This is a genomic window from Rhizobium sp. Nf11,1 (assembly GCF_050587665.1).
In the GTDB taxonomy this organism is placed as follows: Bacteria; Pseudomonadota; Alphaproteobacteria; order Rhizobiales; family Rhizobiaceae; genus Rhizobium.
On the sequence record NZ_JBOBHU010000008.1, the window covers coordinates 122,660 to 147,968 of the forward strand.

Here is a 25,309-nt window from a genome sequence, read left to right on the forward strand (position 1 = left end):
CGGCCGGCCCACCTACTCGTCCCAGGGGATGATTTGAAGATCCGGCCACAGTTTACGCCAGCGCGCGATCTTCCTTTCATAGATCTCCCGGCCAATCTGTTTCTTGTTGGCGCGGACGAGCGGCGCTAATAGATCGGACAAGCCGTAGGGCGCGTATAGATCCAGCCTCTTGTCCACCGGCCGAATGCCGACGGCGGCAGCCGTTGTCGGAAAGGTGGTGATCGCATTATCCGTGGATGTGTAGGGCATAATCACATGCCCGAATTTTTGCCCATACCAAAGATGAACTCTCGCCTGGTTCTTCACATCGATCCAGACAGGCAGATCGGAGAATAAGCTCCGGATACGGGCCGAGTGGTCTGCTTCCGCGCTTTCGGACAGGTCATTGTCATCGAAATAGACAAGATCGATGTCATCGATGCCGTGATCGTGGACGAAGTCGAAGGCGTGGTTCCACACCGTCTGGGCGATCGCTCCGGCGACAAGGCGCCCATCGGGCAAGTCGATTTCGTCCCAGCGTTCGAGCACTGTCGAGAGCAGCGGACTCTTCGAAATGATGGCCTGGAGTTCCATCTGCGGCTTCGGCATTGATTCCCTATTTCGCTTACGATCGGACTTCCGGTGCAGATTGTTGCGATAGGCTTTGCGTTGCAACCTGTGCAACAATGACGCAGGGCAATATTTTCAACATCATGTGTATTGGCGGCATCGGTTTTCCGATGCAAATCTGGCGTGCCGGGGAAATGATTTGGGTGCCGCGTCATGAGCTCGCATGAACAAAATTCCTTTTTCCGCCAACGCCGCGCCGTGCTGGCGGGGCTTGCCGGCGCGCTCGCCCTGCCGCGCATGGCGACCGCCTTCGATGTCCCCGACGAGCCGCGCCTTGCCAAGCACGACTATGCCGCGGTCCGCCGCCGCTTCCGCACGAAACTCCTGCAGAAGGGGCCGGCGCCGGATAAATACGAACCGCTGACCGCGCCTGCCGACGCCGAGAAGATTTTCTACCGCTCCGGCTATGGCGGCGAGCTCGAACTGGTGGCATGGGTTTCCCGGTACAAACGCGAGCGCACTGCCAAGCCGGCCGTGCTCTTTCTGCATGGCGGCAATGCCATGGGCATCGGTCACTGGCAGCTGATGAAGCCCTACATGGATGCCGGCTATGTCGTGATGATGCCGTCGCTGCGCGGCGAAAACGGCCAGAGGGGCAATTTCTCCGGCTTCTACGATGAGGTCGACGATGTGCTTGCCGCAACCGAGCGCCTGGCGCATCTGCCGGGCGTCGATTCCGGGAGGCTGTTCATCGCCGGCCATAGCATCGGCGGCACGCTGACCATGCTGACGGCGATGAGCAGCCAAAAATTCCGCGCCGCCGCGCCGATTTCGGGCAATCCCAACGCCTTCCGTTTCTTCAGCCGCTATCCGCAGGACATCCGCTTCGACGACAGCAATGCGCATGAATTCGAGGTGCGCTCGGCGCTCTGTTACGCCCACAGCTTCAAATGCCCCATCCGGGTCGTCCACGGTACGGAAGAGTCGCATTTCAACGACCGCGCCGATCTGCTCGCCCGCCGCGCCCGCGCCGCCGGCGTCCATATCGAGACCGACACCGTCGCCGGCAACCACACCTCGGCGTTGCCGGCCGAGATCGAACAGAGCATCCGCTTCTTCCACGGGGTGGCGGCGTAAGCTCTGCCGCCGGCGGAACAGCCATAGTCGTGCATTGCGACGAACGCCAGCCTCGCACCAGCCGCGAATGCAATCGTCGCGCCAGAATATCGCTGTCTCGCCGATCGTTGACTAGGGTGGTCCCATGAATTTTCTGCACCGGGTTTTCCCGATTGCCGGGCTTATGATTGCTGTCGCGCCGCTCAGCGGCTGCAACATCCTGATCCCCGATGTCGCTGCCGATTCGCCCGCCCGCTTCGTCCAGGAAACCTCGCCGGTCTTCTATCAGCCGCCGGGCGTCGATCCGCGCCGGGTGCGGCCGATTCCCGATCAGCCGGTGCCGCAGACGCGCGAGCTTTACAAGACCCAGTTCCACCAGACCTACGGCCTGCCGCTCACCAATCCCGTGCATATGGCGATGTATGGCGAGCAGCGCGCCGAGGACTTCACTCTGCCGGCGATCCCGGTCAGCCGGATCCAGCCGCAATTCCTGCGTCAGGAGGTCGACTATCAGACGACCGAGCGCCCCGGCACCATCGTCGTCGATACCAAGGCGCGTTTCCTCTATTTGGTCGAGGCTAACGGCAAGGCGATGCGCTACGGCGTCGGCCTCGGCCGCGACGGCTACGCCTGGTCGGGCCGCGGCGTCATTCAGTGGAAGCAGAAATGGCCGCGCTGGACGCCGCCGGTCGAAATGGTCTCGCGCCAGCCGGAAGTCCGCGCCTTTTCGGCGGAAAACGGCGGCATGAATCCCGGGCTTCAGAACCCGCTCGGCGCGCGCGCCATGTATATCTTCAAGGACGGCCAGGATACACTCTATCGCATCCACGGCACGCCCGACTGGCAGTCGATCGGCAAGGCGACATCGTCGGGCTGCGTGCGCATGCTGAACCAGGATGTCGTCGATCTCTACGACCGGCTTCCTGCCAAGGCCGAGATCGTTGTGATGTAGCGCTGCAACAGCGCTCTTCATATCGTCGGCTCCGGCCGGAACACGTCTGCGTGAAGCTATGGTTTATTTGGCGCAAGCCGATAGATTTCTTGATGTCGTTATTCCAGCATTCCCGCATCAAAAGGAAATCAGTCCCGCGTCATGAGTTCCGATAGACATCTTTCCCGCCGCAGCTTTCTTTCCCTTTCGGCTCTGACGGCAGCCTCCGCGCTCACCGGCTGCGCCTCCTCCGCCAACACCGTGACATCCGGCGACACGTCGATCATCTACCGCTCGCCCATGCGCCTGTTCCAGTCACCGGGAGCGTCGAGCGTGCCGAGCGGTCCGGAGCTTGCCGTCATGTACGGACCCGTCGAGGACGGCGGCTTCCTCATTCCCGCCGTTCCCTATGAGGAGATCGATCCGCGCTACTATCGCCAGCGTGTCCTCGATCCCACCGGCCAGCCGCCTGGCACCATCGTCGTCGATACGCCGTCGCGTTTCCTCTATCTCGTCCAGGCCGACGGCATGGCGATGCGCTACGGCGTCGGCATCGGTCGTGAGGGCTTCGCCTGGCAGGGATCGGGCGTCATCCAGTGGCGTCAGAAATGGCCGCGTTGGAAGCCGCCGAACGAGATGGTTGCCCGCCAGCCGGAACTGGTCAAATATTCGATCGAGAACGGCGGCATGGAACCGGGCCTGAAGAACCCGCTCGGCGCCCGCGCCCTCTATATCTTCTCGAACGGCGAGGACACGCTCTATCGCCTGCACGGCAACCCCGACTGGCGCTCGATCGGCAAGGCCGTCTCCTCGGGCTGCGTCAGGCTCTTGAACCAGGATATCATCGATCTCTACGACCGCGTTCCGACAAAGGCGCCGATCGTCGTCTGGCAGTGACGCCGCCGGGGCGGTCGCCAGTCGGCCGCCTCTGCTCACCGCTCGGAAAAGTTTTATTTTCGATTTAGCATTGCTTAATTCGGTAAAAGGCCTACATGGTGCCTATCGAATATGCTCGTGACCTTTGTCCATGCGCCAACGCGCGCTTCGTCAGATCTCCTCTCAGCATCGATATTTCCCGCGGATATTCTGCCACGGGTGCACTCAAACGGTTGAAAAGGAAATCGTTATGAATTCAGGCGTAGTCAAATGGTTCAATGGCACCAAAGGTTTCGGTTTCATTCAGCCTGATGACGGCTCCACGGACGTTTTCGTCCATATTTCGGCAGTCGAGCGCGCTGGCATGCGCGAACTCACCGAAGGCCAGAAGGTCCGCTACGATCTGGTCCGCGACAAGCGTTCCGGCAAGAGCGCGGCCGACAACCTTCAGGCCGCATGATTGTCATTCGCCTTGGCTGACCACAGATTGCGGCGCGTTGACCACGGATGTACTGGCAGCGCGCTGACCATCAAAGGCAGCTTGGTGGCTGGAATGACTGGAAGAGGTCGGGTTCAAGCCCGGCCTTTTGTTTTGAAGTTGAGCAGCCGAAGAGTCGAGGGACGCAGAATGAGCAGACCAAGCTACAAGGTCGGCGACATGATCGTGCTGAAGTCCGGCCTGACCCGCACGGCAAAGGCAGACAAGCGGTGCCGGATCGCCAGCATCCTGCCCAACGATCACGGGCACGTGCAATATCGCGTTCAGTTCACCGGCGAGAATTTCGAGCGCCGCATCACCGATGACGATATCGACATCGGGGAATCGCCACGGGCGGCGTCACTTGAGGCGGCCGCCAAAGCCGATGATGCCGAGCCGTGGCTGAAATTTTCGGGAATCCGCATGGGCAAGTAGCCCGCCGTTTTTTATCATATGACAGCGGCCTCGCCGCCGACAGGAAGGATATTCGTTTGCAGGTACTCGTTAGGGATAACAATGTCGATCAGGCGTTGCGCGTGCTTAAGAAAAAGATGCAGCGCGAGGGGCTTTTTCGGGAAATGAAAGCGCGCAGCGCTTATGAGAAGCCGTCGGAGAAGCGTGCCCGCGAAAAGGGGGAGGCCGTTCGCCGCCAGCGCAAACTTGCCCGCAAGAAGCTGCAGCGCGAGGGCCTGTTGCCGGCGCCGAAGAAGGCTGTCCGCGCTCGCTGATCCGGCCGTGGCATGCCGGCCCTAATGTCACGGGCCGGTCGACACATCTCGGCCTTGTGGAAGTACGTCCCGGCCGTAAAATGATGTTGGCATCCGAAATGCAAGGATCAAACGCCGACACTACCCGAGAAAGGGGGCACATGACCGCCACCAAGGGAGAATTCTTCAACCCCGCCAAGCTTTCGTCTCGCGACAAGGCCGAAGCGACCGATCACACGGCCCGCGCCATCATTGCCGCCGAGGCATCGGCGCGTGACAAGAAGACGGAGAAGCTGAGGGCGCTTCGTCTGCAGCAGGCGGCCGAGGACGCGGATGCCGCACCTGCGCCTGCAAAAAAGCGCCGCACGACGGCGAAGGCCGCCACTCGGCGGTCCTGATCCCGCCGCAGACGTCATACCGGCTTGGGGCAGGGGCTTTCAGCCGTCGCCGGCCCGGCCGAGATTGGCCCGCAGCCGATGCAGCATGTCGCGCATCTCGGCCATTTCCTCGATCGTGCAGCCGGCGGCTTTTCCGATCGCCGTCATGATCGTATCGACCTCCGACTTCATCGCTTCGCCTTTCGGCGTCAGCGACACGATCACCTGTCGCTCGTCGCGCAGATCGCGGATGCGCTTGATCAGCCCGCTCTGCTCCAGCCGTTTCAACAGCGGCGACAGCGTGCCGGAATCGAGGTCCAACTGCTCGCCGATCGTCTTCACCGGTAGGGCGCTGCGTTCCCACAGCACCAGCATTACCAGGTATTGCGGATAGGTGAGGCCGACCCTGTCGAGGATCGGTTTATAGGCGCGGGTAAAAGCATGCGCCGTCGCGTAGACGGCGAAGCACAGCTGCTTTTCCAGCCGCTTCTCTTCCTCAGGTATCTCCATCGTCTTTACCGTTTGCGCATTCATATCCGTCATCCCCGAGGCCGCGATTGTCCTCTTTCCATTTGCGAAATGCAATTTGCAAAATTAACTTGCGTGCAATTTAATTGTGCGATAGTAAAACTCCAACCCGATCGAAGGGCCAACCAAAGGAGATCGTCATGCCTATTCTCTATACGACCAAAGCCTCTGCCACCGGCGGCCGCGCCGGCCGTGCCGTTTCCGAAAACGGCGTTCTGGACGTGACACTGACCGTTCCCAAGGAACTCGGCGGTGATGGCGCGACCGGCACCAATCCCGAACAGCTCTTCGCTGCCGGCTACTCCGCCTGCTTCCTCGGTGCCTTGAAATTTGTTGCAGGCCAGCAGAAGGTCAAGATTCCGGAAGAGACGACCGTCTCCGCCAAGGTCGGCATCGGCCCGCGCGAAGACGGCACCGGCTTCGGCATCGAAGTAGCGCTGACGGTCGATATCCCCGGCCTCGACCGCGAAACCGCCGAAAAACTTGCTGCCGCGGCCCACATCGTCTGCCCCTACAGCCACGCCATGCGCACCTCGACCGAAGTTCCGGTCACCGTCGCCTGATCACGGCGATTCAGCGCCTTGGAATTGCCCCTCACCCTAACCCTCTCCCCGTTCTGAAGGGGGGAGGGGACGTGCCCTGCGAAAGGTCGGCTTGGGACGGAGAGGTTGCGGCATATCCCTTCTCCGCGTCAAAATGGGGAGAAGGTGCCGGCAGGCGGATGAGGGGCAGGTCGCCCTAATCGCCCGTCGCCCGTCCACTTTGACGCGGCCGGCCCGATGCCTCAGCCGGCTTCGGCGCTTCCACCGTCACCCCCGACAGCGCCTGCAGATCCTGCCGCAGCCGTAGAACGCCGCCGCCCGGCAATTCATCGTCGAGGGCCGCATGCGTGCTTTCCCAGATCGGCAGTGCTCTTGCCAGTACCGCCTTGCCTTCTGCGGTAAGGCTGAGCAGCCGGCCGCGCCTATCCTTGGGGTTCTCCACCACTGCCACCCAGCCCCTGCGCTGTAAGGGCTTCAGCGCCGCCGTCAGCGTCGTCTGGTCCATGGCGAGCAGGGCGGCGACCGGCCCCATCGGCGGCGGTTCCGGCCGGTTCAGCGACATCATCAGGGAAAACTGCCCGTTGGTGAGGCCGGCCGGCCGCAGCGCATCGTCGAACAGCCGGGCAAGCGCGCGTGCCGCGCGCTGCACATGCAGACAGAGGCAGGTGTCGCGCACCATCAGCGTCGTCGAAAAGGGAATCTCGATCGAATTTGACATGCTCATTTTATATTGATATCAATGTAATTAGTCAAGGAGAAGGGGATGAGCCGGCTCGCCGGCAGCGCCGGAGGAGGGCGCATTTCATGCAGAACGAAGTTGTTTCCCGTGAGGAATGGCTGGAGGCCCGGCGTGCCCTGCTCTTGAAGGAAAAAGAGGCGACGAAGCTGCGCGACAGCATCAACGCCGAGCGCATGGCGCTGCCTTGGGTGAAGGTCGACAAGGACTATGTCTTCGAAACGCCCGAGGGAAAGAAATCGCTCGCCGATCTCTTCGATGGCCGCAGCCAGCTTCTGATCTATCATTTCATGCTCGGTCCCGACTGGCAGGCCGGCTGCCCCGGCTGCTCCTTCCTGTCGGATCACGTTGATGGCGCGCTGCCGCATCTCAACCATCACGACGTCACCTGGGTGGCCGTTTCGCGTGCTCCGCTCGACAAGATCGCCGCCTACAAAAGGCGCATGGGCTGGAAATTTCCCTGGGTCTCGTCCTTCGGCAGCGATTTCAATTTCGATTATCACGTCTCTTTCAGTCCGGAGGACCTTGCCAAAGACAAGGTCTTCTACAATTTCACTTCTATCGAGCCGGCTGAGGCGCATGACGAACTGCCGGGCCTCAGCGCCTTCTACCGCAACGACAAGGGCGAGGTCTTTCATACCTATTCGAGCTACGCCCGTGGCCCGGAGGAACTGATCGGCACCCTGATGATCCTCGACCGCGCGCCGAAGGGCCGCAACGAGGAGAGCACGATGAATTTCGTACGCCGCCATGATGAATATGAGGATGCTCCGAAGACATCGTCCTGCTGTCACTGAGCCATCAAACATCTGGGATATCGTCATTCGAAGGGAGGAGAGCATGATGAAGGCCGCCGAAGTACTGAAAGAGCATTCCTTTTTGGAAAGACTTGTCGGCGACTGGAGCGTCACCGCACCCGAGATGTCCGACGGCCACGACTGGACGGAGACCGTCCGCTCCCTTCACGGCATCTGGTTCGTCGCCGAAGGGACCGGCCATATGCCCGACGGTAAGCCGGCCACCACGATCCTGACGCTCGGCTACAACGCCGAGAAGGGCAAATATGTCGGCAGCTGGATCGGCAGCATGATGGACTATATGTGGGTCTATGAGGGCGAGGTCGACGCCTCCGGCAATGTTCTCGACCTCTATACCACTGGACCCGACTTCAGCGGCGATGGCCTTGCCGATTACCGCGAGCAGATCACCTTCATCGACGACAATCACCGCACTTTCACCTCCAGCGCCAAGCAGGAGGACGGCTCGTGGAAGCAGTTCATGGAAGCGCATTACATCCGCAAAATCTGACAATCACGACGCCCCAAGCGAAAAGGCGGCGTCAGAAGAGGGAGAGCATGATGTCCAAGACGCATGGAAAGTTCATTTGGTGTGAGCTGATGACATCAGACACCTCAGCCGCCGCAAAATTCTACAGCTCCGTCGTCGGCTGGACCACCTCGGACATGCAGGTGGAGGGCATGCCGACCTATACGATCTTCGAGGCGAACGGCATCGGGGTCGCCGGCCTGATGGAGTTTCCGGCCGAGCTCGAAGGCCAAGGCATCCCGCCGAACTGGACGGGCTATGTCGGCGTCGACGACGTCGACCAGATGGCAAAGGATTTCGCCGCCAATGGCGGGACGGTGCGCCGGCCGCCGCAAGACATCCCGACCGTCGGCCGCTTTGCCGTCGTCGCCGACCCGCACGGCGCCGTCATTTGCATCATGACGCCGGCGCCGATGGAACAGACCTGGCCGGAACTCGCCCCCGACGCGCCCGGCAACATCGGCTGGCACGAACTCTATGCCGGCAACGGCAAAGAGGCGCTGGACTTCTATTCCAAGCGATTCGGTTGGACGAAGGACAGCGAGATGGATATGGGGCCGATGGGCGTCTATTACCTCTTCTCCCATGACGGCCGGCAGATCGGCGGCATGATGACCAAGCCCGACAGCGTGCCCATGCCCTGCTGGAGCTACTATTTCATCGTCCCCGCCATCGACGCGGCGATCGAACGCGTCACATCGGGCGGCGGCAAGGTCGTCAACGGCCCGATGGAAGTCCCCGGCGGCAGCTGGATCATCCAGGCCACCGATCCCCAGGGCGCCTTCTTCTGCCTGGTGGCGCCGAAGCGGTAGGTTTTCGCAGTTGCGATCTGCAATGGGCCCCTCATCCGCCTGCCGGCACCTTCTCCCCGCTTGCGGGGAGAAGGGATGTGCCGCGACCTCTCGTTCCCTCACCGGCCTCTCGCAGGGCACGTCCCCTCTCCCCGTTTGAACGGGGAGAGGGTTAGGGTGAGGGGCAGCCTCTTGCGAGGCATCCCACAATCACCTCACGACAGAAGCAAAAAACCCCTCCGGGCTCTCCACCTCCACCAGCCGCTTCTTCTCGATCAGCCAGAAGCGGTTTCCCACTGCCCGCACGAAACTGCGGTCGTGCGATACCAGCAGGCAACTCGCCTCCTGCGCTATCAACTCGTTTTCCAGCGCCTCCTGGCCTTCAATGTCCAGATGGTTGGTAGGCTCGTCGAGCAGATAGAAGTTCGGCTCCGTCAGCCTGAGCACCAGCATGCCGAGCCGTGCCTTCTGGCCGCCGGAAAGCTGCCCGATCGGTTTCGCCTGCATATCGATCGTCATGCCGGCCCCGGCGAGCAACGCCCGCGCCCGCTGGTCGCCGACATCGAAGCGGCGGATGATCATGCCGATCGGCGTATCCTTGTCGGCAAGATCGGCAAGCGCCTGGTCGCCATAGCCGAGAACCAGTGATGGCGTCGCCTTGATCCCATCCGGCCCGGTCCCCGGTCTCTCGATCGCCTGCTTCAGCATCGACACCAGCCGTGACTTGCCGGCGCCGTTGAGCCCGAGCAACACGATGCGGTCGCCTTGGCAGATGAACTGACGACCGGTCTTGAACAGCAGCGTCCCGTCCGGCGTCGTCACCGCCGCGTCTTCCAGTGTCACAAGCACCTTGGCGTGAGTGCCGCGGTTGGCAAGCCGGATGGCGCCGGCCGAACGTTCAAGATGCGCCGGTCTTGCCCCATCCTCCAGCTTCTCCGCCCGCTGCTTCAGCTGCTTCGACTTCACGACGAGCAGGTCGCTGCCGGAATTGATGCCGATATTGGTGAGCTTGGCGGCCTGCTTGCGCAACTGCTCCGCCGCCTTCATGTCGCGCTCGTACCGGCGTGCCTCCGAGGCGTCGATCTCGTCGAGGGCGGCGCGTGCCCTGCTATAGGGGAGCGCAAAGACCGGCGACTGCTCCGGCCGCAGGAACAGCGTCCGGTTGGTCGTCGCATCGAGAAAGGCGCGGTCGTGGCTGGAGAGGATGACCGGCACCTCGCGCGGCAGCGCATTCAGCCAGCTTTCCAGCTGCGCGATCTTTTCGAGGTCGAGATGGTTGGTCGGCTCGTCGAGCAGCAGCACGTCGGGCTCGCTGACCCAGTTGCGGGCAATCATCGCCAGCCGCTGCCAGCCGCCGCTCAAATGCTTCAGCGGCCGGCTGCGCATGGCCTCCGGCACCTCGAGCGATTCCAGCACGACGCCGACGCGCCAGCTCTCGCTTTCGGCCTGATCGGCCGGCAGCGCCTGCAGCACCGCATCATAGAACGGCGTATCGAAAAGTGCAGCCGGCACATTCTGCGCGACGTGGCCGATCGTCAGCCCGCGAGCCTTGGTGATCTCGCCCGCGCTCGGCTCCAGCGCGCCGGTGATGCAGGCAAGCAGGGTGGATTTCCCGCGCCCGTTGGCGGCGACGAGGCCAATGCGGTCGCCTGAATTGACGACGAGATTGAGGTTGGAAAACAGCGGCTTGCTCAGCGTCACGCCAAGATTGCGCATATTGATGAGGGTCATGTTCGTTCTCTGGTCCTGACCGGGAGCAGACGCAATCGGTGGCATCAGGCCATCACGGATTGCGTCTTTCGCGCCCGGAATGAAGGGAATGCGCGCAGTCATCTGACGGCGGCGCATCGGCCACGAAGGGCAGACCAGGAAGAGATGTAAAAGCGTCTCTGGTCAGCCCTGCAAACGCATTTGCAGGGCGTCGACGGGACCACGCTGGCGATGATGCCGGAAATAATACTGCATAGCGTGATCCTCCTTTCTCGAAAGGGTTGCAGGATGGAAATACCATTGCGCGCAAGATGAGGCAAGTGAGCCGCGGAGCCCAAGAGAGCCTCATCCTTGGGCGCCCCGTAGGGGCCTCGAAGGACGAGGCGGGTGCGCCGGCGTCAGAGGGATGTAAGAAGCAGCGTTGCGGGTGCTTCGAGGCTGCGCCCTCTGGGGCTTCGCACCTCAGCATGAGGGACGTTGGAGGATGCCGCGCTTTCATAAGCGGGTGGGGAATGGAGCGGTGCCGGCGGCGGGCGCTGCTGTTACCTCGCAATCACCCAACCGCATCGCCCGGCAATTCCAGCCGCCGGATTATGCCGATGTTCTGGAGAAATGTCTCGTCGTGACTGACGACGATCAGCGCCCCGTCATAGGCGATGAGACCCGCCTCGACCGCTGATATCGAGTCGATGTCGAGATGGTTGGTCGGCTCGTCGAGGATCAGCAGCGGCGGTGGTGCGGCGCCGAGTGTGCAGGCAAGTCCAGCGCGCAGCAATTGGCCGCCGCTGAGCGCCGAGACCGTCTGCAGCGCCGCATCGGCCCTGAACATGAAGCGGGCCAGCGCCGCCCGGCAGGTGTTTTCATCGGCTTGCGGGTTGATCCGGCGGAAATTGTCGCGGATCGAGGCTGACGGATCGAGAAGGCTCACCTTCTGATCGAGCATGGCGAAACCGGTCATTATTGAGACGGTGCCTGCCCGGGGCTTGAGCTCGCCTGTGATGAGCGCGAGCAGCGTTGTCTTGCCCGAACCGTTCGGTCCGGTGATGGCAATACGTTCCGGTCCCGTCACGTCGAATGACAGATTCTCGATGACGGGTTCATCCGGCTGATAGCCTGCCGTCACGCCGTCGATCTTCAGCACGATCTTGCTGGCCGGCAGCCCCGTCGCCGGCAGGCTCACCGACAATGGCTGCAGGATCTCGATCTTCTCGCGCGCCGCCTTTGCGTCTTCGAGCGCCCGGGTGCGCCGTCTTTCGGCAAGACGCGCATTGTCGCCGCCGGTGGTTTCGCTTCGCTCCTTCATGCCGCCGAGCATGATGCGCGGGATGCCGCCCTTGGCGGCCATCTTCCGCCCGGCGCTGTCCCTGCGTGCCTGACGCTCCACATTCGCCTGCGCCTTCCTGGCAACTTCCGTCACGCGCTTTTCGGCATCGGCAAGATCATGCTCTGCGGCGGCAAGCTCGAGGGCCTTGCGCTCGCGGTAATGGCTCCAGTTGCCGCCGTAGCGCGTCGCGCCGAGCGAGGTCAGTTCGACGATCTGGTCGACGCTTTCGAGCAGTTCCCGGTCATGGCTGACGACTACGGCGCCGGCCCGCCAGCCTGAAATCAACGCGATCACCGCCGCGCGGCCGTCGCGATCGAGATTATTGGTGGGTTCGTCGAGCAGCAGGAAATCCGGCTCGCTGAAGATGAGCGCGGCAAGCGCCGCGCGTGTGCGTTGCCCGCCGGAGAGTGCGGCAAGCGGCGTCTCCGGCTCCGCGTCGAGCCCGGTTCGGTTGAGCGCGGTTGCGATGCGTGCCTCCAGCGCCCAGTCCGCTGAGGCAACCTCGTCGGCCGTTGCTGCGCCGGCTTGGGAACGACGCAGAAGTGCGAGCGCCCCGGCCACGCCGAAGAGATCGGCAATGGTTTCGTCAGCCGCAACCTGAACGCTCTGGCGCAGCACGCCGAGGCTGCCGTTGATCGATATCGATCCCGAATGCGGCCGGATCTGACCGGAGATGAGCTTCAGCAGCGTCGTCTTGCCGACGCCGTTGCGTCCGACAAGACCGCTGCGGTCCCTGCCGAAACTGAGATCGAGATCGGAAAAAAGCGGCCGCCCGTCAGGCGTCGCCCAGGAAATTTGCGAGAGAGTAATGGATGCAGGCATGGTTATGGATTTCCCCGTTGGCAAGGCGAACTGGCATTGCGATCGGGTTGAAATCCATTGCGGCACACATCCTGTTGAAATGGTCGATGAGGGGAATTTAGGGGAGGAAGGCGTTGGGTTCAAGGCAAAGTGGCGATTCTGCATTCTTTCAAGCAGACCTGATAGCTGCCCCTCACCCTAGCCCTCTCCCCGTAAACGGGGCGAGGGGACGTGCCACGCGAGAGCTTCGTGAGGGACCGAGAGGTCGCGGCCTGGTCCCTTCGCCCCGCGAGCGGGGAGAAGGTGCCGGCAGGCGGATGAGGGGCTCAAGCGCGCTACCGCGGCAAATGCCTACCGCTTCAAGCTCCCCAAAATCCCGCGCACCAGTGCCCGGCCGACCTGGGTGGCAACCGTGCGGGCGACGCTCTTCATCGCCGCTTCCACCACCGTTTCCCGCTGGTAGCCGGATCGACCGCGCGATTGGCCGCGGCCCTGGCGGTTGTCGTCATCGCTGCCGAAGCCCGGCAGGTTCCAGCCGGAGGTCGTGCCCGGCTGTTCGGCCGCTTCTTCCTGCGCCCGCTTGGCGGCCTCTGCTTCCGCCGCCTTTTTTGCCCGCGCCGCCAGCATTTCGAAGGCGGATTCGCGATCGACGTCTTCGTCATAGACGCCGAGGACGGGACTCCTGTCCATCACCTGCTGGCGCTCGCCATCGGTCAGCGCGCCGACGCGGCCCGACGGCGGGCGGATCAGCGTGCGCTCGACGATCGACGGCGCGCCCTTGGCCTCCAGCGTCGAGACCAGCGCCTCGCCGGTACCGAGATTGGTGATGACGGTGGCGCAGTCGAAGGCCGGGTTCGGGCGGAACGTATCGGCGGCCGTCTTCACCGCCTTCTGTTCGCGCGGCGAATAGGCGCGCAGCGCATGCTGGGCGCGATTGCCGAGCTGGGCGAGCACCGTTTCCGGCACGTCGAGCGGGTTCTGCGTGACGAAATAGACGCCGACGCCCTTGGAGCGGATCAGCCGCACCACCTGCTCGACGCGTTCGATCAGAACCTTCGGCGCGTCGTTGAAGAGCAGATGAGCCTCGTCGAAGAAGAAGACGAGCTTCGGCTTGTCGGGGTCGCCGACTTCCGGCAGTTCCTCGAACAGCTCGGACAGCAGCCACAGCAGGAAGGTGGCATAGAGCCGCGGGTTCATCATCAGCTTGTCGGCGGCAAGCACGGAGATCTGGCCGTAGCCATTGGTGTGGGTGCGCATGATGTCGGAAATCTTCAGCGCCGGCTCGCCGAAGAAATGCTCGGCGCCTTGCTGTTCGAGCACGAGCAGCGCCCGCTGGATCGAGCCGACCGAGGCCTTGGAGATCAGGCCGAACTGGCTGGAAAGCTCGGTGGCATTCTCGCCCATATAGTTCAAAAGCGAGGTGAAATCCTTCAGATCGAGCAGCGGCAGGCCGGCCTCATCGGCGATCTTGAAGGCGATGTTGATAACGCCTTCCTGCGGCTCGGAAGCGTCCATCAGCCGGGCGAGCAGCAGCGGCCCCATCTCGGCGACGGTGGTGCGCACCCGGTGGCCCTTCTGCCCGAACAGATCCCAGAAGATCACCGGAAACTGGTCGAATTCGTAATCGGTGAAACCGATCTGCTCGGCGCGCTTGGTGAGAAAATCCTTGGGCTCGCCTTTGGCGGCGATGCCGGAAAGATCGCCCTTGATATCGGCCGCAAAGACCGGAACGCCGGCCCGCGAAAAACCTTCGGCCAGCACCTGCAGCGTCACTGTCTTGCCGGTGCCGGTGGCGCCGGTGACGAGACCATGGCGGTTTCCGAACTTCAGGTCGAGATATTCCGGCTTGTTGATGCTGTCGTCGGGATTGCGGCTCGCGCCGATGAAAATCTTCCCGTCCTCGATCATCGCAATCTCCCTTCGGCCCTGCCGCCGTTTGTTGAGAAGGTCCGGCTTCCGCCGCCTTCATCGAACCATTGTTTCCCTGTTATAAGCAGGCAGGTGAATGCGGACAACTGTTTGCATCGAAAGCGAAACCGCTGGCTTGAGTTGCATTTGAATCTCGATTAACGTTGACGTTAACGTCAAAAAATATGAGGAGGCTGACGATGAATGGAATTGTGACTGAAATCGCCGATCGGGTGGGCATTTCCCCGGAGCAGGCGGAGAAGGCGCTCGGCATGATGCTCGGCTTCCTGCAGCGCGAGGCCGCTGACGGCCCGGTCGCCCGGATGATCGAGGCCATCCCCGGCGGCGCCGATCTCGTCGCCCAGTTCAATGGCGCGGGTGCCGGCGGCGGCGGTCTGCTCGGCGGGCTGATGAGCTCGCTCGGCGGCGGCGGCATCATGGGGCTCGGCCAGCAGCTTATGGGCGAGGGCCTCGGCATGGGCGAGATCACCTCGCTCGCCAAGGAGACCATTGCGATCGCCAAGCAATATGCCGGCGAAGAGGTCGTCGACGAAGTCGTCGCGTCCGTCCCCGGCCTCAGCCAGTTCGTCTGAACGACGACAGAACGGCAAGAGTCCCGCGGCGCCGCTGCGGGGCTTTACTTTTGTCGCTCCCTGAAGCTCTCAAGATGGACGAACTGCATGACCGTCTGGCGCCCGCCGCAGCAGATCAGGGTGAAGGTGATCGGCCTTGCCTGGCGAGAGAACCGCTTGCTCGCCGCGGAAGTGGAAGATGACAGTGGCCGCATCAAAGGTGTCCGGCCGCTCGGCGGCTCGATCGAATTCGGCGAGACGCGCGAACAGGCCCTGCACCGCGAAATCCGGGAGGAGCTCGGCACGGAAATCCGCATCGTCGGCCCCTGGCATGTTCTCGAAAATATCTTCGAACACCATGGTTCGATCGGCCACGAAATCATCTTCGCCGCCGATGTCGAACTGGCCGATCAAGGCCTCTACGAGCGCGACGAGATCCGCTATTGCGAACTGGACGAAACGGCGGCGACGGCGCGCTGGTTCGGCCGCGACATGCTGCGTGACGCCGGACTCGATCTCTATCCGACGGGCCTCGAGACGGTTCTCTCGCGATGGCGTGATTGAGCCTTAGTGACGTTTCGAATCTGCTCGCCAAACTTTGATCGCCCGTACTCGCTCCAGAGGGAACAAGGGAGTAGAATTGCTGTTTCTGCCGCATCGTTGACATCAGAAGGAACAGCATCATGCGCAGGTTCATTGCAGCAACGACGATCGCTCTCCTCAGCCTTTCCGGTCCGGTTCTTGCCCAATCGAACATGGGCATGGATGCTAGCGGCCGCTTCGATGGCACGCCGCCGCTCGGCACGGCGCCGGGCGCGGAGCCGCAAGCCGGGCTGGTCATCCCGCTCGACTCGATCGAAACAGGCAGCGTCGACAACGCCGTTCCGAGCGGCCGCGTCGACTGGGCGCGCTGCCCGCCGCGCAAGGCCCGCGGCGCGCTTGCCACGCAGGGCGGCAACAGCGGCGCCTCCGTCAGCCCGGCATGCCGTGAAGGTCAATGATCCACGCAGACCCTATTTGCCGTTCTGGCTGTCGCGGTGCAGGATGACCCCGAGTTCGTGCCATTTGCGTCCGTCGCGCTCGATGAGCTCGTCGGCACAGGTGGGACCCATGCTGCCCGGCGCGTAAGCTTCGGGCGTGCTCGTATCCCCAGCCCAGATGTCCAGGAAGGGCTGCACCGCCGCCCAGCCGGCCTCGATGCCGTCGGCGCGCTGGAACAGCGTCTGGTCGCCGATGAAGAGGTCGTAGAGCAGCGATTCATAACCCGTCGTCTTGCCGATGTCGAATTTGTCGGCATAACGGAAGTCGAGCGATACCGGCACCGTATCGACCGAAAGCCCCGGTGACTTGATCGAGATCTCCATACTCATGCCTTCGTCCGGCTGCACCTGGATCACCAGACGGTTCGGCGGCAGGCGGCGATTGACCTCGGTCTCGCGAAACTGCGCGAAAGGCACCGGCTGGAAGGTGATGACGATCTCGGTGTCGCGCGCCGTGAGCGCCTTGCCGGTTCTCAAATAGAAGGGCACGCCCGCCCAGCGCCAGGTATCGGCATAGAGCTTCAGCGCCACATAGGTCTCGGTCCGGCTGTCGGGTGAAACGTCCTTGGTATCGCGATAGGCCGGAAGGTCAACGCCGTTCAGCTGGCCTGCCGTATAGGCGCCGCGCACGCCATGCGTCTTTGCCTCCTCGGGCGTATAGATGCGCAGGGCCTTCAGCACCTTGCTCTTCTCATTGCGGATCGCTTCGGCATCGAAGCTGTTCGGAGGCTCCATGGCGATCATCGCCAGCAGCTGGAAGAGATGGTTCGGCACCATGTCGCGCAGCGCGCCTGTAGCATCGTAGAATTTGCCGCGGCCGCCGACATCGACGATCTCGGCGGCGGTGATCTGCACGTGGTCGATATAGCGACTGTTCCAAAGAGACTCGATGATCATGTTGGCGAAACGCGCCGTCATCAGGTTCTGCACCGTCTCCTTGCCGAGGAAGTGATCGAGCCGGTAGACTTGGCTTTCCGCGACCTGGGCAAGAATCTGCGCATTGAGCGCCCGCGCCGAGGCGAGATCGGTCCCGAACGGCTTTTCGATGGCGATGCGGCGGAAGACGCCCTCGCTTTCATCGGTCAGCCCATGGGCGGCGAGCTTCTCGACGATCATGCCGAAGAAGGATGGCGGCACCGCGAGATAGAAGGCGGCATTGGCGTTCGGCCCGAGCCGCTTGCCGATCTCGAGGAAAATATCGTCCTTGGTAAAATCTCCGGGCATGTAGGAAATCCGTCGGCGCAGGCTCTCCCAGGCTTGGTCCTTGACCGTCTGCTCGTCGCCGTTCAGATGATTGAGGAAGGCATCGAGCCGCCCGCGCAGGAATTCGTCGTCGCCCGCTTCGATGCCGATGCCGAGAATGCTGAGGTCCTCACCAACGAGGCCCTGGCGCGTCAGGTTGATGATCGCCGGCACCAGGAGGCGGCGCGTCAGGTCGCCCGTGGCGCCGAAGATGACAAGGGTGACCGGCGGGGTAGGGGCAGCGTGCATTGTGTGTCGTCTCCGATTTTGCCGCCGACTATACTGCCTGCCGGTTTCGCGGCAACATAAGTGGCGAGATGTAACGCCCATTTGACACACTGGGGCGGCGGGAGTGCCGAGAGCCGGTGAGTTGCAGCGGGCGTGGCGATGTCAAGGTTGGCGCTCAGCCAAGCAGCCTCAACCCATGCTCAGTTGCGGACTAGCGAAGCATAAAACCAGTCGATGAAGACGCGGACGATTGGCGTCGCCTGAGCCTCGGATCGGCAGGCCACATAGACCGCGTCATTGGCCGGAACCGTAAGATCGAATGGCGCGACCAGCTCGCCCCGTGCAATCATGTGCGCGGTGGTGATGTTGTCGCCGAGCGCAATGCCATGGCCGTACATGGCGGCCTCGATCGACAGGCGCGCGTCGCTCATCATGTGCTGGCGCGCCGGCATCGCAACGCCGGCTGCGGTGAGCCAGGTGTTCCACTCATTGCCGCGATCGGCATGCAGGAGCATGTGGTCGCGCAGATCGCGCAGGGAACGCAACGGCCGCCTGTTCATGAGGGCCGGGCTGGCGACGGGGAAGAGCTCCATCCGGCTCCAGAGGCGCGACCAACAATTGGGCCAGTTGCCGCCGCCGTAGAGAATGCACAGGTCGACATTCGGGGAACTCAGATTTTTCGGGTCATTCGAGGCGCGCAGGTCGAGTTGGATATCGGGGTATTGATCGGTGAACTCCTGCAGCCGTGGCATCAGCCAGAGCGACAGCACCGCCGCAACACAGGTTATCCGCAGCGTGCCGCCGGTCGCCGGCCGGGTCATCGCGGCTTTCGCTGCTGCGATCTCCGAAAATGCGTTGGAGACGACCGGCATCAGCAACGCGCCCTGGCTGGTCAGCTTCAACCATTTGCCGCCGCGCTCAAACAGGCGCACGCCGAGCGATTCCTCCAAGGTGCGTATCTGATGGCTGATCGCGCCGTGGGTGACATTCAACTCGCGGCCTGCGGCGGAAACCGATCCATGGCGAGCAGTGGCCTCAAACGCGCGCAGCGGGTTGAGGGGCGGCAGACGGCTGGACATGAGACAACGACCTGTGAGAAAAAATCGCATGAAACTGTAGATTAATATCAATTGATTTTCCAGCGAGCTTGCCGTTCAATCACTGAAGAAGCCATCGGCCTCTGCGGCAGAGCTGCAGCCGAGGACCGATTTGCCATCCTGATCGCAGCATCGTCATCCTCAAGAAGGCCGTCATGTCCTGGAATGAAACCAAGCTTTCCGAACTCCGAACCAGATATGGCGACAGCCACGGCGGTGAATTGCACCATCCGGAGTTCCGCAAGGTAGCGGAGAAGATTTTTAACAAGAGCGGCACCCGGCTCGCGCCCTATTCGGGAATCCCGACATTCCTCTCCGCCCCGCTGATGCAGGTCGACAACGAGAATCCGGATTTCGGTGATCTGCAGGTGGCGATCCTCGGCGTGCCCATGGATCTTGGCGTGACGAACCGCCCGGGCTCGCGCTTTGGACCGCGCGCGTTGCGAGCCATTGAGCGCATCGGTCCTTACAACCATGTGCTCGGCTGCGCGCCGGTTCAGGAACTGCGCGTGGCAGACATTGGCGACGTAGCGTTTCAGAGCCGCTACCGGCTGGAATTGTCACATGAGGATATCGAAAAACGCGTCGCGCAGATCGTTGCCGCAGGGGTGCTGCCGCTCTCGGTAGGCGGCGACCACTCGATCACCCATCCGATTCTGAGGGCTGTCGGCAAGGAGCGGCCAGTCGGTATGATCCATATCGACGCCCATTGCGACACCGGCGGTGCTTACGACCTGACCAAGTTCCACCACGGCGGACCGTTCCGCAACGCCGTGCTCGACGGCGTGCTCGACCCGACGCGCGTGATTCAGATCGGCATTCGCGGCTCGGCTGAATATCTCTGGGAGTTTTCTTATGCCTCGGGCATGACGGTGATCCATGCCGAGGAGATCTCGGCAATGGGCATCCCTGCAATCATCGAGAAGGCGAAGGCCATCATCGGTGACGGGCCGACCTATCTTTCCTTCGACATCGACAGCCTCGATCCTTCCTTCGCGCCGGGCACCGGCACGCCGGAGATTGGCGGCTTCAGCACCCGCGAGGTCCTGGAGCTCATCCGCGGCTTCAAAGGCGTGAACCTGGTCGGCGGCGATGTCGTCGAGGTTGCGCCCCAGTATGACGCTACCACCAACACAGCCCATGCCGGCGCGCAGATGCTGTTCGAAATATTGAGCCTGATGGCGTTCAGCCCGGCAATCCGCCGTACCGCCTGACGGGCCTGGCCGCAGCTCAAGGCCAGGAACGACAAGAAGGCCGCAAAGGCCTCGAATACATTGAAAGAGGGAAGCGGCGTGCCGCATCGGTTAGGAGAAAGACGATGACGAAATTGACAATGAACCGCCGCACCGTGCTCGGCGTCGGAATAGGTGCTGGTGTTGCCATGTTGGCGATGCCCAATGTGCTGCGCGCCCAGGACAAGTCGCTGAAGGTCGGTGTTTATGGCGGCTACTTCAAGGACTCGTTTGACAAGAACATCTTTCCGGAGTTCACCAAGGCGACCGGCATCGCGGTCGAATCCGTCGCAGAGCCGACCGGCGAGGCCTGGCTGGTGCAGATGCAGCAGGCAGCCCAGGCGGGCCAGGCGCCGGCTGACGTTTCGATGATGTCGCAGGTGTCGATGCGCAAGGGCCAGGCCACAGAGCTCTGGGCTCCGCTCGATCTCGCCAAGATCAAGAATTCCAGCAACCTGCTTGAGCGCTTCATCAACAAATACCCGGATGGCCGCGTCGCCGGCATCGGCGCGGTCTCATGGTTCATCACCCTGGTCACCAACACAGATGTTTACAAGGAAGCGCCGACCAGCTGGACAGCGCTGTGGGACCCTGCCAATGCCGACAAGCTCGGTCTGCTGGCGCTCGTGTCCAACTCCTTCCTGCTCGACGTGACGGCAAAGACCTATTTCGGCGGCGCCCAGGCCCTCGACACTGAGGAGAGCATCCTCAAGGTCTTCGCCAAGCTGGCCGAGCTGAAGCCGAATGTACGACTGTGGTATCGCGACGAGGCGCAGTTCGAACAGGCGCTGAAGTCGGGTGAAATCCCAATGGGACAGTATTATCACGACGTGACCGGCCTCGCCGCCGCGGACGGCCAGCCCGTTCGCTCGACCTTCCCGAAGGAGGGCGGCATTCAGGACGCGGGTTCGTGGGCGCTGTCGAAGGCGTCGAAGAAGACGGAAGAGGCGCATATCTTCATCGACTATATGTGTCAGCCTACGATCCAGGCCGTGCTGTCACGCAAGGTGGGCACGTCGCCAACGGTCAAGCGCGAAACGACCGATCTGAACGAGAAGGAATTTGCGGCGGTTTCCTCCGACATCGAACCGATCATTCCACACTACGACATGTACCTGTCCAAGGCCGACTGGCTGAACGAGAAGTGGACGGAAATGATCGCCAGCTGACGCTCATCGTGCTTTCGCGGGCCCCGTTCAGGGGCCTGCCTTTCGGTCGGGAAGAGGCATATGTCGGGACTCACGCTTCAGAATATCGTCAAGGACTTCAGCGTCATTCGCGCCGTCGACAATGTCGACCTGACGGTGCCGCACGGGGCATTCGTCTGTCTGCTCGGCCCCTCCGGCTGCGGCAAGACGACCTTGTTGCGCATGATCGCAGGTCTCGATCTGCCGACCTCGGGCCGCATCACGCTCAACGGGAAAGACATCACCAGGACGCCGACGCACCAGCGCGAGCTTGGCATGGTGTTCCAGTCGCTGGCGCTGTTCCCGCACCTGACGGTAGGCGAGAATATCGCCTATCCACTGCGCATTCGCGGCCGTCCCAAGGACGAGCAGGCGAAGCGCGTCGAAGAGCTGCTGGCGATGATTTATTTGCCGGGCTACGCTGACCGCTCCGTGTCGAAACTTTCCGGCGGCCAGAGGCAGCGCGTCGCAATCGCAAGGGCACTGGCGATTTCGCCGAAACTGTTTCTGCTCGACGAGCCGCTGTCGGCGCTTGATGCCAAGCTGCGCGAAGCCATGCAGGTGGAGCTTCGCCAGCTTCATCAGCGGCTCGGCATCACCACGATCGCCGTCACGCACGACCAGCGCGAGGCGATGACCATGGCCGATACGGTCGTGGTCATGAACGGCGGTCAGATACGGCAGGCGGCGTCGCCGACGGAGATTTATCGCAGGCCGGCAGACAGCTTCGTCGCGGATTTCATTGGCCAGACAAATCTGGTCGAAGCCAGGCGGGAGGGCGGCGCAGTCATCATATTGGGGCAGCCGGTCGCAGCCCTGTCGCTGTCGGCAGGTATCGAGCGCGCCACGCTTTCGATCCGGCCGGAAGACGTGCGCCTGGGGCCGCCCGAGGCCGGCGCATTGACGGGCGAGGTCACCTTCGTGCGCGATCTCGGCGGCGTCGTCGAAACCTTTGTCAATGTCGGCGGTCAGCAGTTCATTGCGGTCTCGACGCCGCGCGAGCGCCCTGACGTGGCGGTGGGCCAGAGGGTGGGCATTGCGCTGACCGACAAGGATTGCGTGGTGCTCGAGCAATGAGACGCGAACCCCCGCAGACGCTCGGCGACTATGCCCCGCTTGCTTTCCCGGCGATCATGCTGATCGTCTTCTTCGTCGTGCCTTTCGGCACGATGATTTCCGTCAGCTTCTTCAAACGCCAGCAGGGCGGCTTCTACACGCCTGATTTCGTCTTCGACAATTATATCCGCTTCCTCTCAGCCTTCTTCGGGGGAGTGCTCAGCTTCTCGCTGCTGCTTGCGATCGCGGTGGCCGCGACCTGTGTCGTTCTGGCCCTGCCTTTCACATACCTGCTGATCCGCATGAAGCGGAGCACTCAGGTGGCCTGGCTGGTCGCACTCCTTTCGATCCTGTCTTTGTCTGAGGTAATCATCGGTTTCGCCTGGTCGACGCTGTTTTCGCGCACGGCCGGCATCACCAACCTGTTTGTATGGCTCGGCCTCATGCAGCAGGCAGTCGCCCTGACGCCAAGCATCGGAGCCGTCGTCACAGGCATGGTCTATCAGGCCTTTCCCTACACGGTCCTGGTGCTCTACCCCGCGCTGGTGCGGCTTGATCCGACGCTTTCGGAGGCCGCGCGTACGCTTGGCGCTTCGCCGGTCAAGGCCTTCTTCACCGTCGTCGTGCCTGCGTTGCGCGACACGATTCTCGCCACGCTGATCATGGTCTTCATCTTCGCGCTCGGGTCCTATCTGTTGCCGCAACTGCTCGGCCGCCCGCAGCACTGGACGCTTTCCGTGCACATTACCGACCAGGCTATCTATCAGTCGAACATGCCCTTCGCGGCTGCGATGGCGGTTTTCCTGGTGTTGGTCACACTGGCCCTTGTAGCGCTCACCCTGCTCGTTGGCCGCCGAGGAGGAGCGACTAAATGACCATTCTCCGCAACGTTCTTTTCGGGGTCGTCGGACTGTTTCTCGCTTTGCCGCTGATCATTGTCGCCGGCGTTTCGGTCAATGCCAAGCAGAGCCTGACCTTCCCGCCGCAAGGCTTCTCGCTCGGCTGGTATGGCCAGATATTTCTCGATATGGAATGGCGCAACGCGCTGATCGCGTCGCTTGTGCTGGCGCTGTCGTCGGCGGCGCTTGCGGTGCTGATCGCCTTGCCGCTCGCCTGGTTCCTCTGGCGCCGCCACGCTCCCTGGGCCAATATGTTCCAGTTGCTTGGCGTGGCGCCCTTTACCTTGCCGCCGGTTATCACGGCGCTCGGACTGCTGACTTTCTGGGCCACGACCGGATTCTACGGGCAACCCTGGACGGCGGTGATCGGCCACGCCATTTTCTTCGTCACGCTGCCGCTGGTGACCATTTCGCTCGGCTTTTCGGCGATCGACCGCTCGCTGGTGGAGGCCGCCTCGACCTTGGGAGGCGACGACCGTACTGTGTTCCGAACCGTCGTTCTGCCGCTAATTTCGCCGTACATCGTGTCGGGCTACGCTTTTGCCTTTGTGCTGTCGCTCAACGAATACATCGTTGCCTACATGACGGTCGGTTTCACGTTGGAAACGCTGCCGATCAAGATCTTCAATTCGCTGCGATACGGCTACACGCCGACCATGGCGGCGGTGACGATCCTGTTCGTGGCGACCGCAGCGATCGTCTTCAGCCTCGTCGCGCGCTTCGGCGACCTGCCGAAACTGCTTGGCGCGATGACGTCAAACGAACCCTGATCGAAGCAACCAGTCCCCCACGGAACGGAGGGCGTCAGCCGTCCCTACCTCCTCAACATCGAAGCACCCGAGATGGACCTAGCGCTAGAACGACGGTTTCCCTGCGTCGCCGACATGGAAAAAGCCGCCCAAAGACGCATGCCGCGTTTCGCTTGGGACTATCTCGCCGGCGGACTCGGGCGCGAAGCTTCCGTTCGGCGCAATCTGGCGGCCATGGAAGAGGTGGTGCTTATGCCGGGCTACCTGGCCGACGCTGACGAGCCCGATATCGGCGCAAGCCTGTTCGGTCATCGTTTCGACGCGCCATTTGCCGTCGCCCCGCTTGGGCTGGCCGGCCTTCTGTGGCCCGGGTCGGAGCTGCCGCTGGCACAGGCTGCCAGGCAGCATAACCTTCCCTATATCCTCAGCACTTTCGCCAACACCTCGCTTGAGACGATCCGCCCTGCAGGCGGTGATCACACTTGGTTCCAGCTCTATCCACCCAATGATCCCGCCATGGAAGAGGACATGGTGGAGCGGGCGCGCAGAGCGGGCTACGACGTTCTTGTCGTGACTGTCGACATTCCAGCGTCCACGCGGCGCGAGCGCAACATCCGCAATGGTTTGAGCATCCCGCCGGTCTATGACCTTTCGACGATCATGCAGGTGGCGATGCGTCCGTCATGGGCGATGGGCATTCTGCAAAACGGCGCTCCCGACTTTGCCAATCTCTCGCCCTACTACCCGAAGGGCGCGAGCCTTGCCGCAGCGGCCGAATTTGTCGGCAGGGTGATGACGGGTCACGTCACGCGCGAGCGCTTCAAGAAAATCCGAGACGCATGGCCAGGCAAGATCCTGGTCAAGGGTGTGCTTCGCGCCGACGAAGCGGAGGAATATATGTCCTTGGGCGGCGATGGTCTGATCCTCTCCAATCATGGGGGACGCCAACTCGACGCCTCGCCGTCGGCGGCGGAGGTCATCCGTGAAATCCGCGCACGACTTGGCCCCAAGGCCTTGCTGCTCGCAGACGGAGGCGTGCGCTCCGGCGTCGATATCGCCCGGATGCTGGCGCTCGGCGCCGATTTTGTCCTGATCGGCCGGCCGTTCCTGTTTGCTTGCGCCGCCATCGGGCGTCGCGGCGGCGATCATTTGATGAACGTACTGAAAGCCGAACTGACGGCAACGATGGCGCAGCTGGGCTGCAAGGCAGTGGAGGACTTGCCAGCGTGTCACTGGCGGCCAAAAGCAGGGCGGGCGAAAGCGGAACTTGATCTTGGATGGAGAATTGCGTGACTGAAGCCGTTACC

General features: G+C 62.4%; 28 protein-coding genes. 20 read left to right on the plus strand and 8 right to left on the minus strand.

What is annotated here, in order from left to right; all coding sequences use genetic code 11:
• Positions 1-12: 12 nt before the first annotated feature.
• Positions 13-588 carry a nucleotidyltransferase family protein gene (locus ACQ7C1_RS14260; RefSeq protein ID WP_430958731.1) on the minus strand — a complete coding sequence of 192 codons (576 nt, stop codon included), beginning with the start codon at positions 586-588 and terminating at the stop codon, positions 13-15.
• A gap of 174 nt (positions 589-762) precedes the next feature.
• Here ACQ7C1_RS14260 and ACQ7C1_RS14265 point away from each other — a divergent pair, with 174 nt between their 5' ends.
• The 7 genes from ACQ7C1_RS14265 to ACQ7C1_RS14295 all read left to right on the plus strand — a co-directional run bounded on the left by ACQ7C1_RS14265 (position 763) and on the right by ACQ7C1_RS14295 (position 5,055).
• Positions 763-1,686 (plus strand): alpha/beta hydrolase family protein, encoded by a 924-nt coding sequence (locus ACQ7C1_RS14265; RefSeq protein ID WP_430958732.1) that lies wholly within the window; start codon positions 763-765, stop codon positions 1,684-1,686.
• Positions 1,687-1,810: 124 nt separating this feature from the next.
• Positions 1,811-2,617, plus strand: coding sequence for a L,D-transpeptidase (locus ACQ7C1_RS14270; protein WP_221114734.1), 807 nt, complete (start codon positions 1,811-1,813; stop codon positions 2,615-2,617).
• Positions 2,618-2,758: 141 nt separating this feature from the next.
• Positions 2,759-3,493 (plus strand): L,D-transpeptidase family protein, encoded by a 735-nt coding sequence (locus tag ACQ7C1_RS14275; RefSeq protein ID WP_430958733.1) that lies wholly within the window; start codon positions 2,759-2,761, stop codon positions 3,491-3,493.
• A 229-nt stretch (positions 3,494-3,722) separates the two neighbouring features.
• Positions 3,723-3,932 carry a cold-shock protein gene (locus tag ACQ7C1_RS14280; protein WP_085777399.1) on the plus strand — a complete coding sequence of 70 codons (210 nt, stop codon included), beginning with the start codon at positions 3,723-3,725 and terminating at the stop codon, positions 3,930-3,932.
• 168 nt (positions 3,933-4,100) lie between these two features.
• Complete coding sequence (locus tag ACQ7C1_RS14285; protein ID WP_085777400.1) at positions 4,101-4,385, plus strand: cold-shock protein; 285 nt, start codon at positions 4,101-4,103, stop codon at positions 4,383-4,385.
• A gap of 56 nt (positions 4,386-4,441) precedes the next feature.
• Positions 4,442-4,678, plus strand: a complete 237-nt coding sequence (rpsU, locus tag ACQ7C1_RS14290) for a 30S ribosomal protein S21 (RefSeq protein ID WP_011424510.1) — start codon at positions 4,442-4,444, stop codon at positions 4,676-4,678.
• A 140-nt stretch (positions 4,679-4,818) separates the two neighbouring features.
• On the plus strand, positions 4,819-5,055 hold the full coding sequence (locus ACQ7C1_RS14295) for a hypothetical protein (RefSeq protein WP_085777401.1): 237 nt from the start codon (positions 4,819-4,821) through the stop codon (positions 5,053-5,055).
• Positions 5,056-5,094: 39 nt separating this feature from the next.
• On the opposite strand, the gene ACQ7C1_RS14300 is transcribed toward ACQ7C1_RS14295, so the two are convergent.
• Positions 5,095-5,577, minus strand: a complete 483-nt coding sequence (locus tag ACQ7C1_RS14300) for a MarR family winged helix-turn-helix transcriptional regulator (protein WP_285193012.1) — start codon at positions 5,575-5,577, stop codon at positions 5,095-5,097.
• A 125-nt stretch (positions 5,578-5,702) separates the two neighbouring features.
• On the opposite strand from ACQ7C1_RS14300, the gene ACQ7C1_RS14305 reads away from it, so the two are divergent.
• Entirely contained in the window at positions 5,703-6,125 is a 423-nt protein-coding gene (locus ACQ7C1_RS14305) for an organic hydroperoxide resistance protein (protein ID WP_064837534.1), read from the plus strand.
• Between the two features lie 175 nt (positions 6,126-6,300).
• On the opposite strand, the gene ACQ7C1_RS14310 is transcribed toward ACQ7C1_RS14305, so the two are convergent.
• Positions 6,301-6,822, minus strand: coding sequence for a MarR family winged helix-turn-helix transcriptional regulator (locus ACQ7C1_RS14310; protein ID WP_430958812.1), 522 nt, complete (start codon positions 6,820-6,822; stop codon positions 6,301-6,303).
• 86 nt (positions 6,823-6,908) lie between these two features.
• On the opposite strand from ACQ7C1_RS14310, the gene ACQ7C1_RS14315 reads away from it, so the two are divergent.
• The 3 genes from ACQ7C1_RS14315 to ACQ7C1_RS14325 are packed head-to-tail and all read left to right on the plus strand — an operon-like array spanning position 6,909 to position 8,978.
• Entirely contained in the window at positions 6,909-7,637 is a 729-nt protein-coding gene (locus tag ACQ7C1_RS14315; RefSeq protein WP_183703393.1) for a DUF899 domain-containing protein, read from the plus strand.
• Between the two features lie 43 nt (positions 7,638-7,680).
• Complete coding sequence (locus ACQ7C1_RS14320) at positions 7,681-8,148, plus strand: DUF1579 domain-containing protein (RefSeq protein ID WP_097599905.1); 468 nt, start codon at positions 7,681-7,683, stop codon at positions 8,146-8,148.
• A 50-nt stretch (positions 8,149-8,198) separates the two neighbouring features.
• The gene (locus tag ACQ7C1_RS14325) at positions 8,199-8,978 is read left to right on the plus strand and encodes a VOC family protein (RefSeq protein WP_430958813.1); all 780 of its coding nucleotides are present in this window, start codon (positions 8,199-8,201) and stop codon (positions 8,976-8,978) included.
• A gap of 189 nt (positions 8,979-9,167) precedes the next feature.
• Here ACQ7C1_RS14325 and ACQ7C1_RS14330 read toward each other — a convergent pair whose 3' ends face one another.
• The 3 genes from ACQ7C1_RS14330 to ACQ7C1_RS14340 form a co-directional block, all read right to left on the minus strand.
• Positions 9,168-10,688 carry an ABC-F family ATP-binding cassette domain-containing protein gene (locus ACQ7C1_RS14330; protein WP_430958734.1) on the minus strand — a complete coding sequence of 507 codons (1,521 nt, stop codon included), beginning with the start codon at positions 10,686-10,688 and terminating at the stop codon, positions 9,168-9,170.
• A 532-nt stretch (positions 10,689-11,220) separates the two neighbouring features.
• Entirely contained in the window at positions 11,221-12,813 is a 1,593-nt protein-coding gene (locus ACQ7C1_RS14335; protein ID WP_430958735.1) for an ABC-F family ATP-binding cassette domain-containing protein, read from the minus strand.
• 330 nt (positions 12,814-13,143) lie between these two features.
• A complete protein-coding gene (locus ACQ7C1_RS14340; RefSeq protein WP_430958736.1) occupies positions 13,144-14,700 on the minus strand; it encodes a helicase HerA-like C-terminal domain-containing protein in 1,557 nt (518 codons plus the stop codon).
• Positions 14,701-14,900: 200 nt separating this feature from the next.
• On the opposite strand from ACQ7C1_RS14340, the gene ACQ7C1_RS14345 reads away from it, so the two are divergent.
• From ACQ7C1_RS14345 to ACQ7C1_RS14355, 3 genes are all read left to right on the plus strand, one after another.
• Positions 14,901-15,293, plus strand: coding sequence for a hypothetical protein (locus ACQ7C1_RS14345; RefSeq protein WP_085780007.1), 393 nt, complete (start codon positions 14,901-14,903; stop codon positions 15,291-15,293).
• Between the two features lie 87 nt (positions 15,294-15,380).
• Entirely contained in the window at positions 15,381-15,836 is a 456-nt protein-coding gene (locus ACQ7C1_RS14350; RefSeq protein ID WP_430958737.1) for an NUDIX hydrolase, read from the plus strand.
• A 119-nt stretch (positions 15,837-15,955) separates the two neighbouring features.
• On the plus strand, positions 15,956-16,273 hold the full coding sequence (locus ACQ7C1_RS14355; protein WP_430958738.1) for a hypothetical protein: 318 nt from the start codon (positions 15,956-15,958) through the stop codon (positions 16,271-16,273).
• Between the two features lie 12 nt (positions 16,274-16,285).
• Here the strand turns inward: ACQ7C1_RS14355 and zwf are convergent, their stop codons facing one another.
• Complete coding sequence (gene zwf, locus ACQ7C1_RS14360; RefSeq protein WP_430958739.1) at positions 16,286-17,803, minus strand: glucose-6-phosphate dehydrogenase; 1,518 nt, start codon at positions 17,801-17,803, stop codon at positions 16,286-16,288.
• Positions 17,804-17,982: 179 nt separating this feature from the next.
• The gene (locus ACQ7C1_RS14365; protein WP_430958740.1) at positions 17,983-18,861 is read right to left on the minus strand and encodes a LysR substrate-binding domain-containing protein; all 879 of its coding nucleotides are present in this window, start codon (positions 18,859-18,861) and stop codon (positions 17,983-17,985) included.
• 173 nt (positions 18,862-19,034) lie between these two features.
• Between ACQ7C1_RS14365 and speB the strand changes: the two genes are divergently transcribed.
• The 6 genes from speB to ACQ7C1_RS14395 all read left to right on the plus strand — a co-directional run bounded on the left by speB (position 19,035) and on the right by ACQ7C1_RS14395 (position 25,295).
• Positions 19,035-20,093 carry an agmatinase gene (speB, locus tag ACQ7C1_RS14370; protein ID WP_097599898.1) on the plus strand — a complete coding sequence of 353 codons (1,059 nt, stop codon included), beginning with the start codon at positions 19,035-19,037 and terminating at the stop codon, positions 20,091-20,093.
• A 104-nt stretch (positions 20,094-20,197) separates the two neighbouring features.
• Positions 20,198-21,280: an ABC transporter substrate-binding protein gene (locus ACQ7C1_RS14375; RefSeq protein WP_183706300.1), complete on the plus strand. Its 1,083-nt coding sequence runs from the start codon at positions 20,198-20,200 to the stop codon at positions 21,278-21,280.
• Between the two features lie 60 nt (positions 21,281-21,340).
• A complete protein-coding gene (locus ACQ7C1_RS14380; protein ID WP_430958741.1) occupies positions 21,341-22,375 on the plus strand; it encodes an ABC transporter ATP-binding protein in 1,035 nt (344 codons plus the stop codon).
• Positions 22,372-23,229 carry an ABC transporter permease gene (locus ACQ7C1_RS14385; protein WP_097599895.1) on the plus strand — a complete coding sequence of 286 codons (858 nt, stop codon included), beginning with the start codon at positions 22,372-22,374 and terminating at the stop codon, positions 23,227-23,229. Before ACQ7C1_RS14380 ends, ACQ7C1_RS14385 begins: the two co-directional genes overlap by 4 nt.
• Positions 23,226-24,023 (plus strand): ABC transporter permease, encoded by a 798-nt coding sequence (locus ACQ7C1_RS14390; RefSeq protein ID WP_430958742.1) that lies wholly within the window; start codon positions 23,226-23,228, stop codon positions 24,021-24,023. Before ACQ7C1_RS14385 ends, ACQ7C1_RS14390 begins: the two co-directional genes overlap by 4 nt.
• A gap of 72 nt (positions 24,024-24,095) precedes the next feature.
• A complete protein-coding gene (locus ACQ7C1_RS14395; protein ID WP_430958743.1) occupies positions 24,096-25,295 on the plus strand; it encodes an alpha-hydroxy acid oxidase in 1,200 nt (399 codons plus the stop codon).
• The last annotated feature ends 14 nt before the right edge of the window (positions 25,296-25,309 follow it).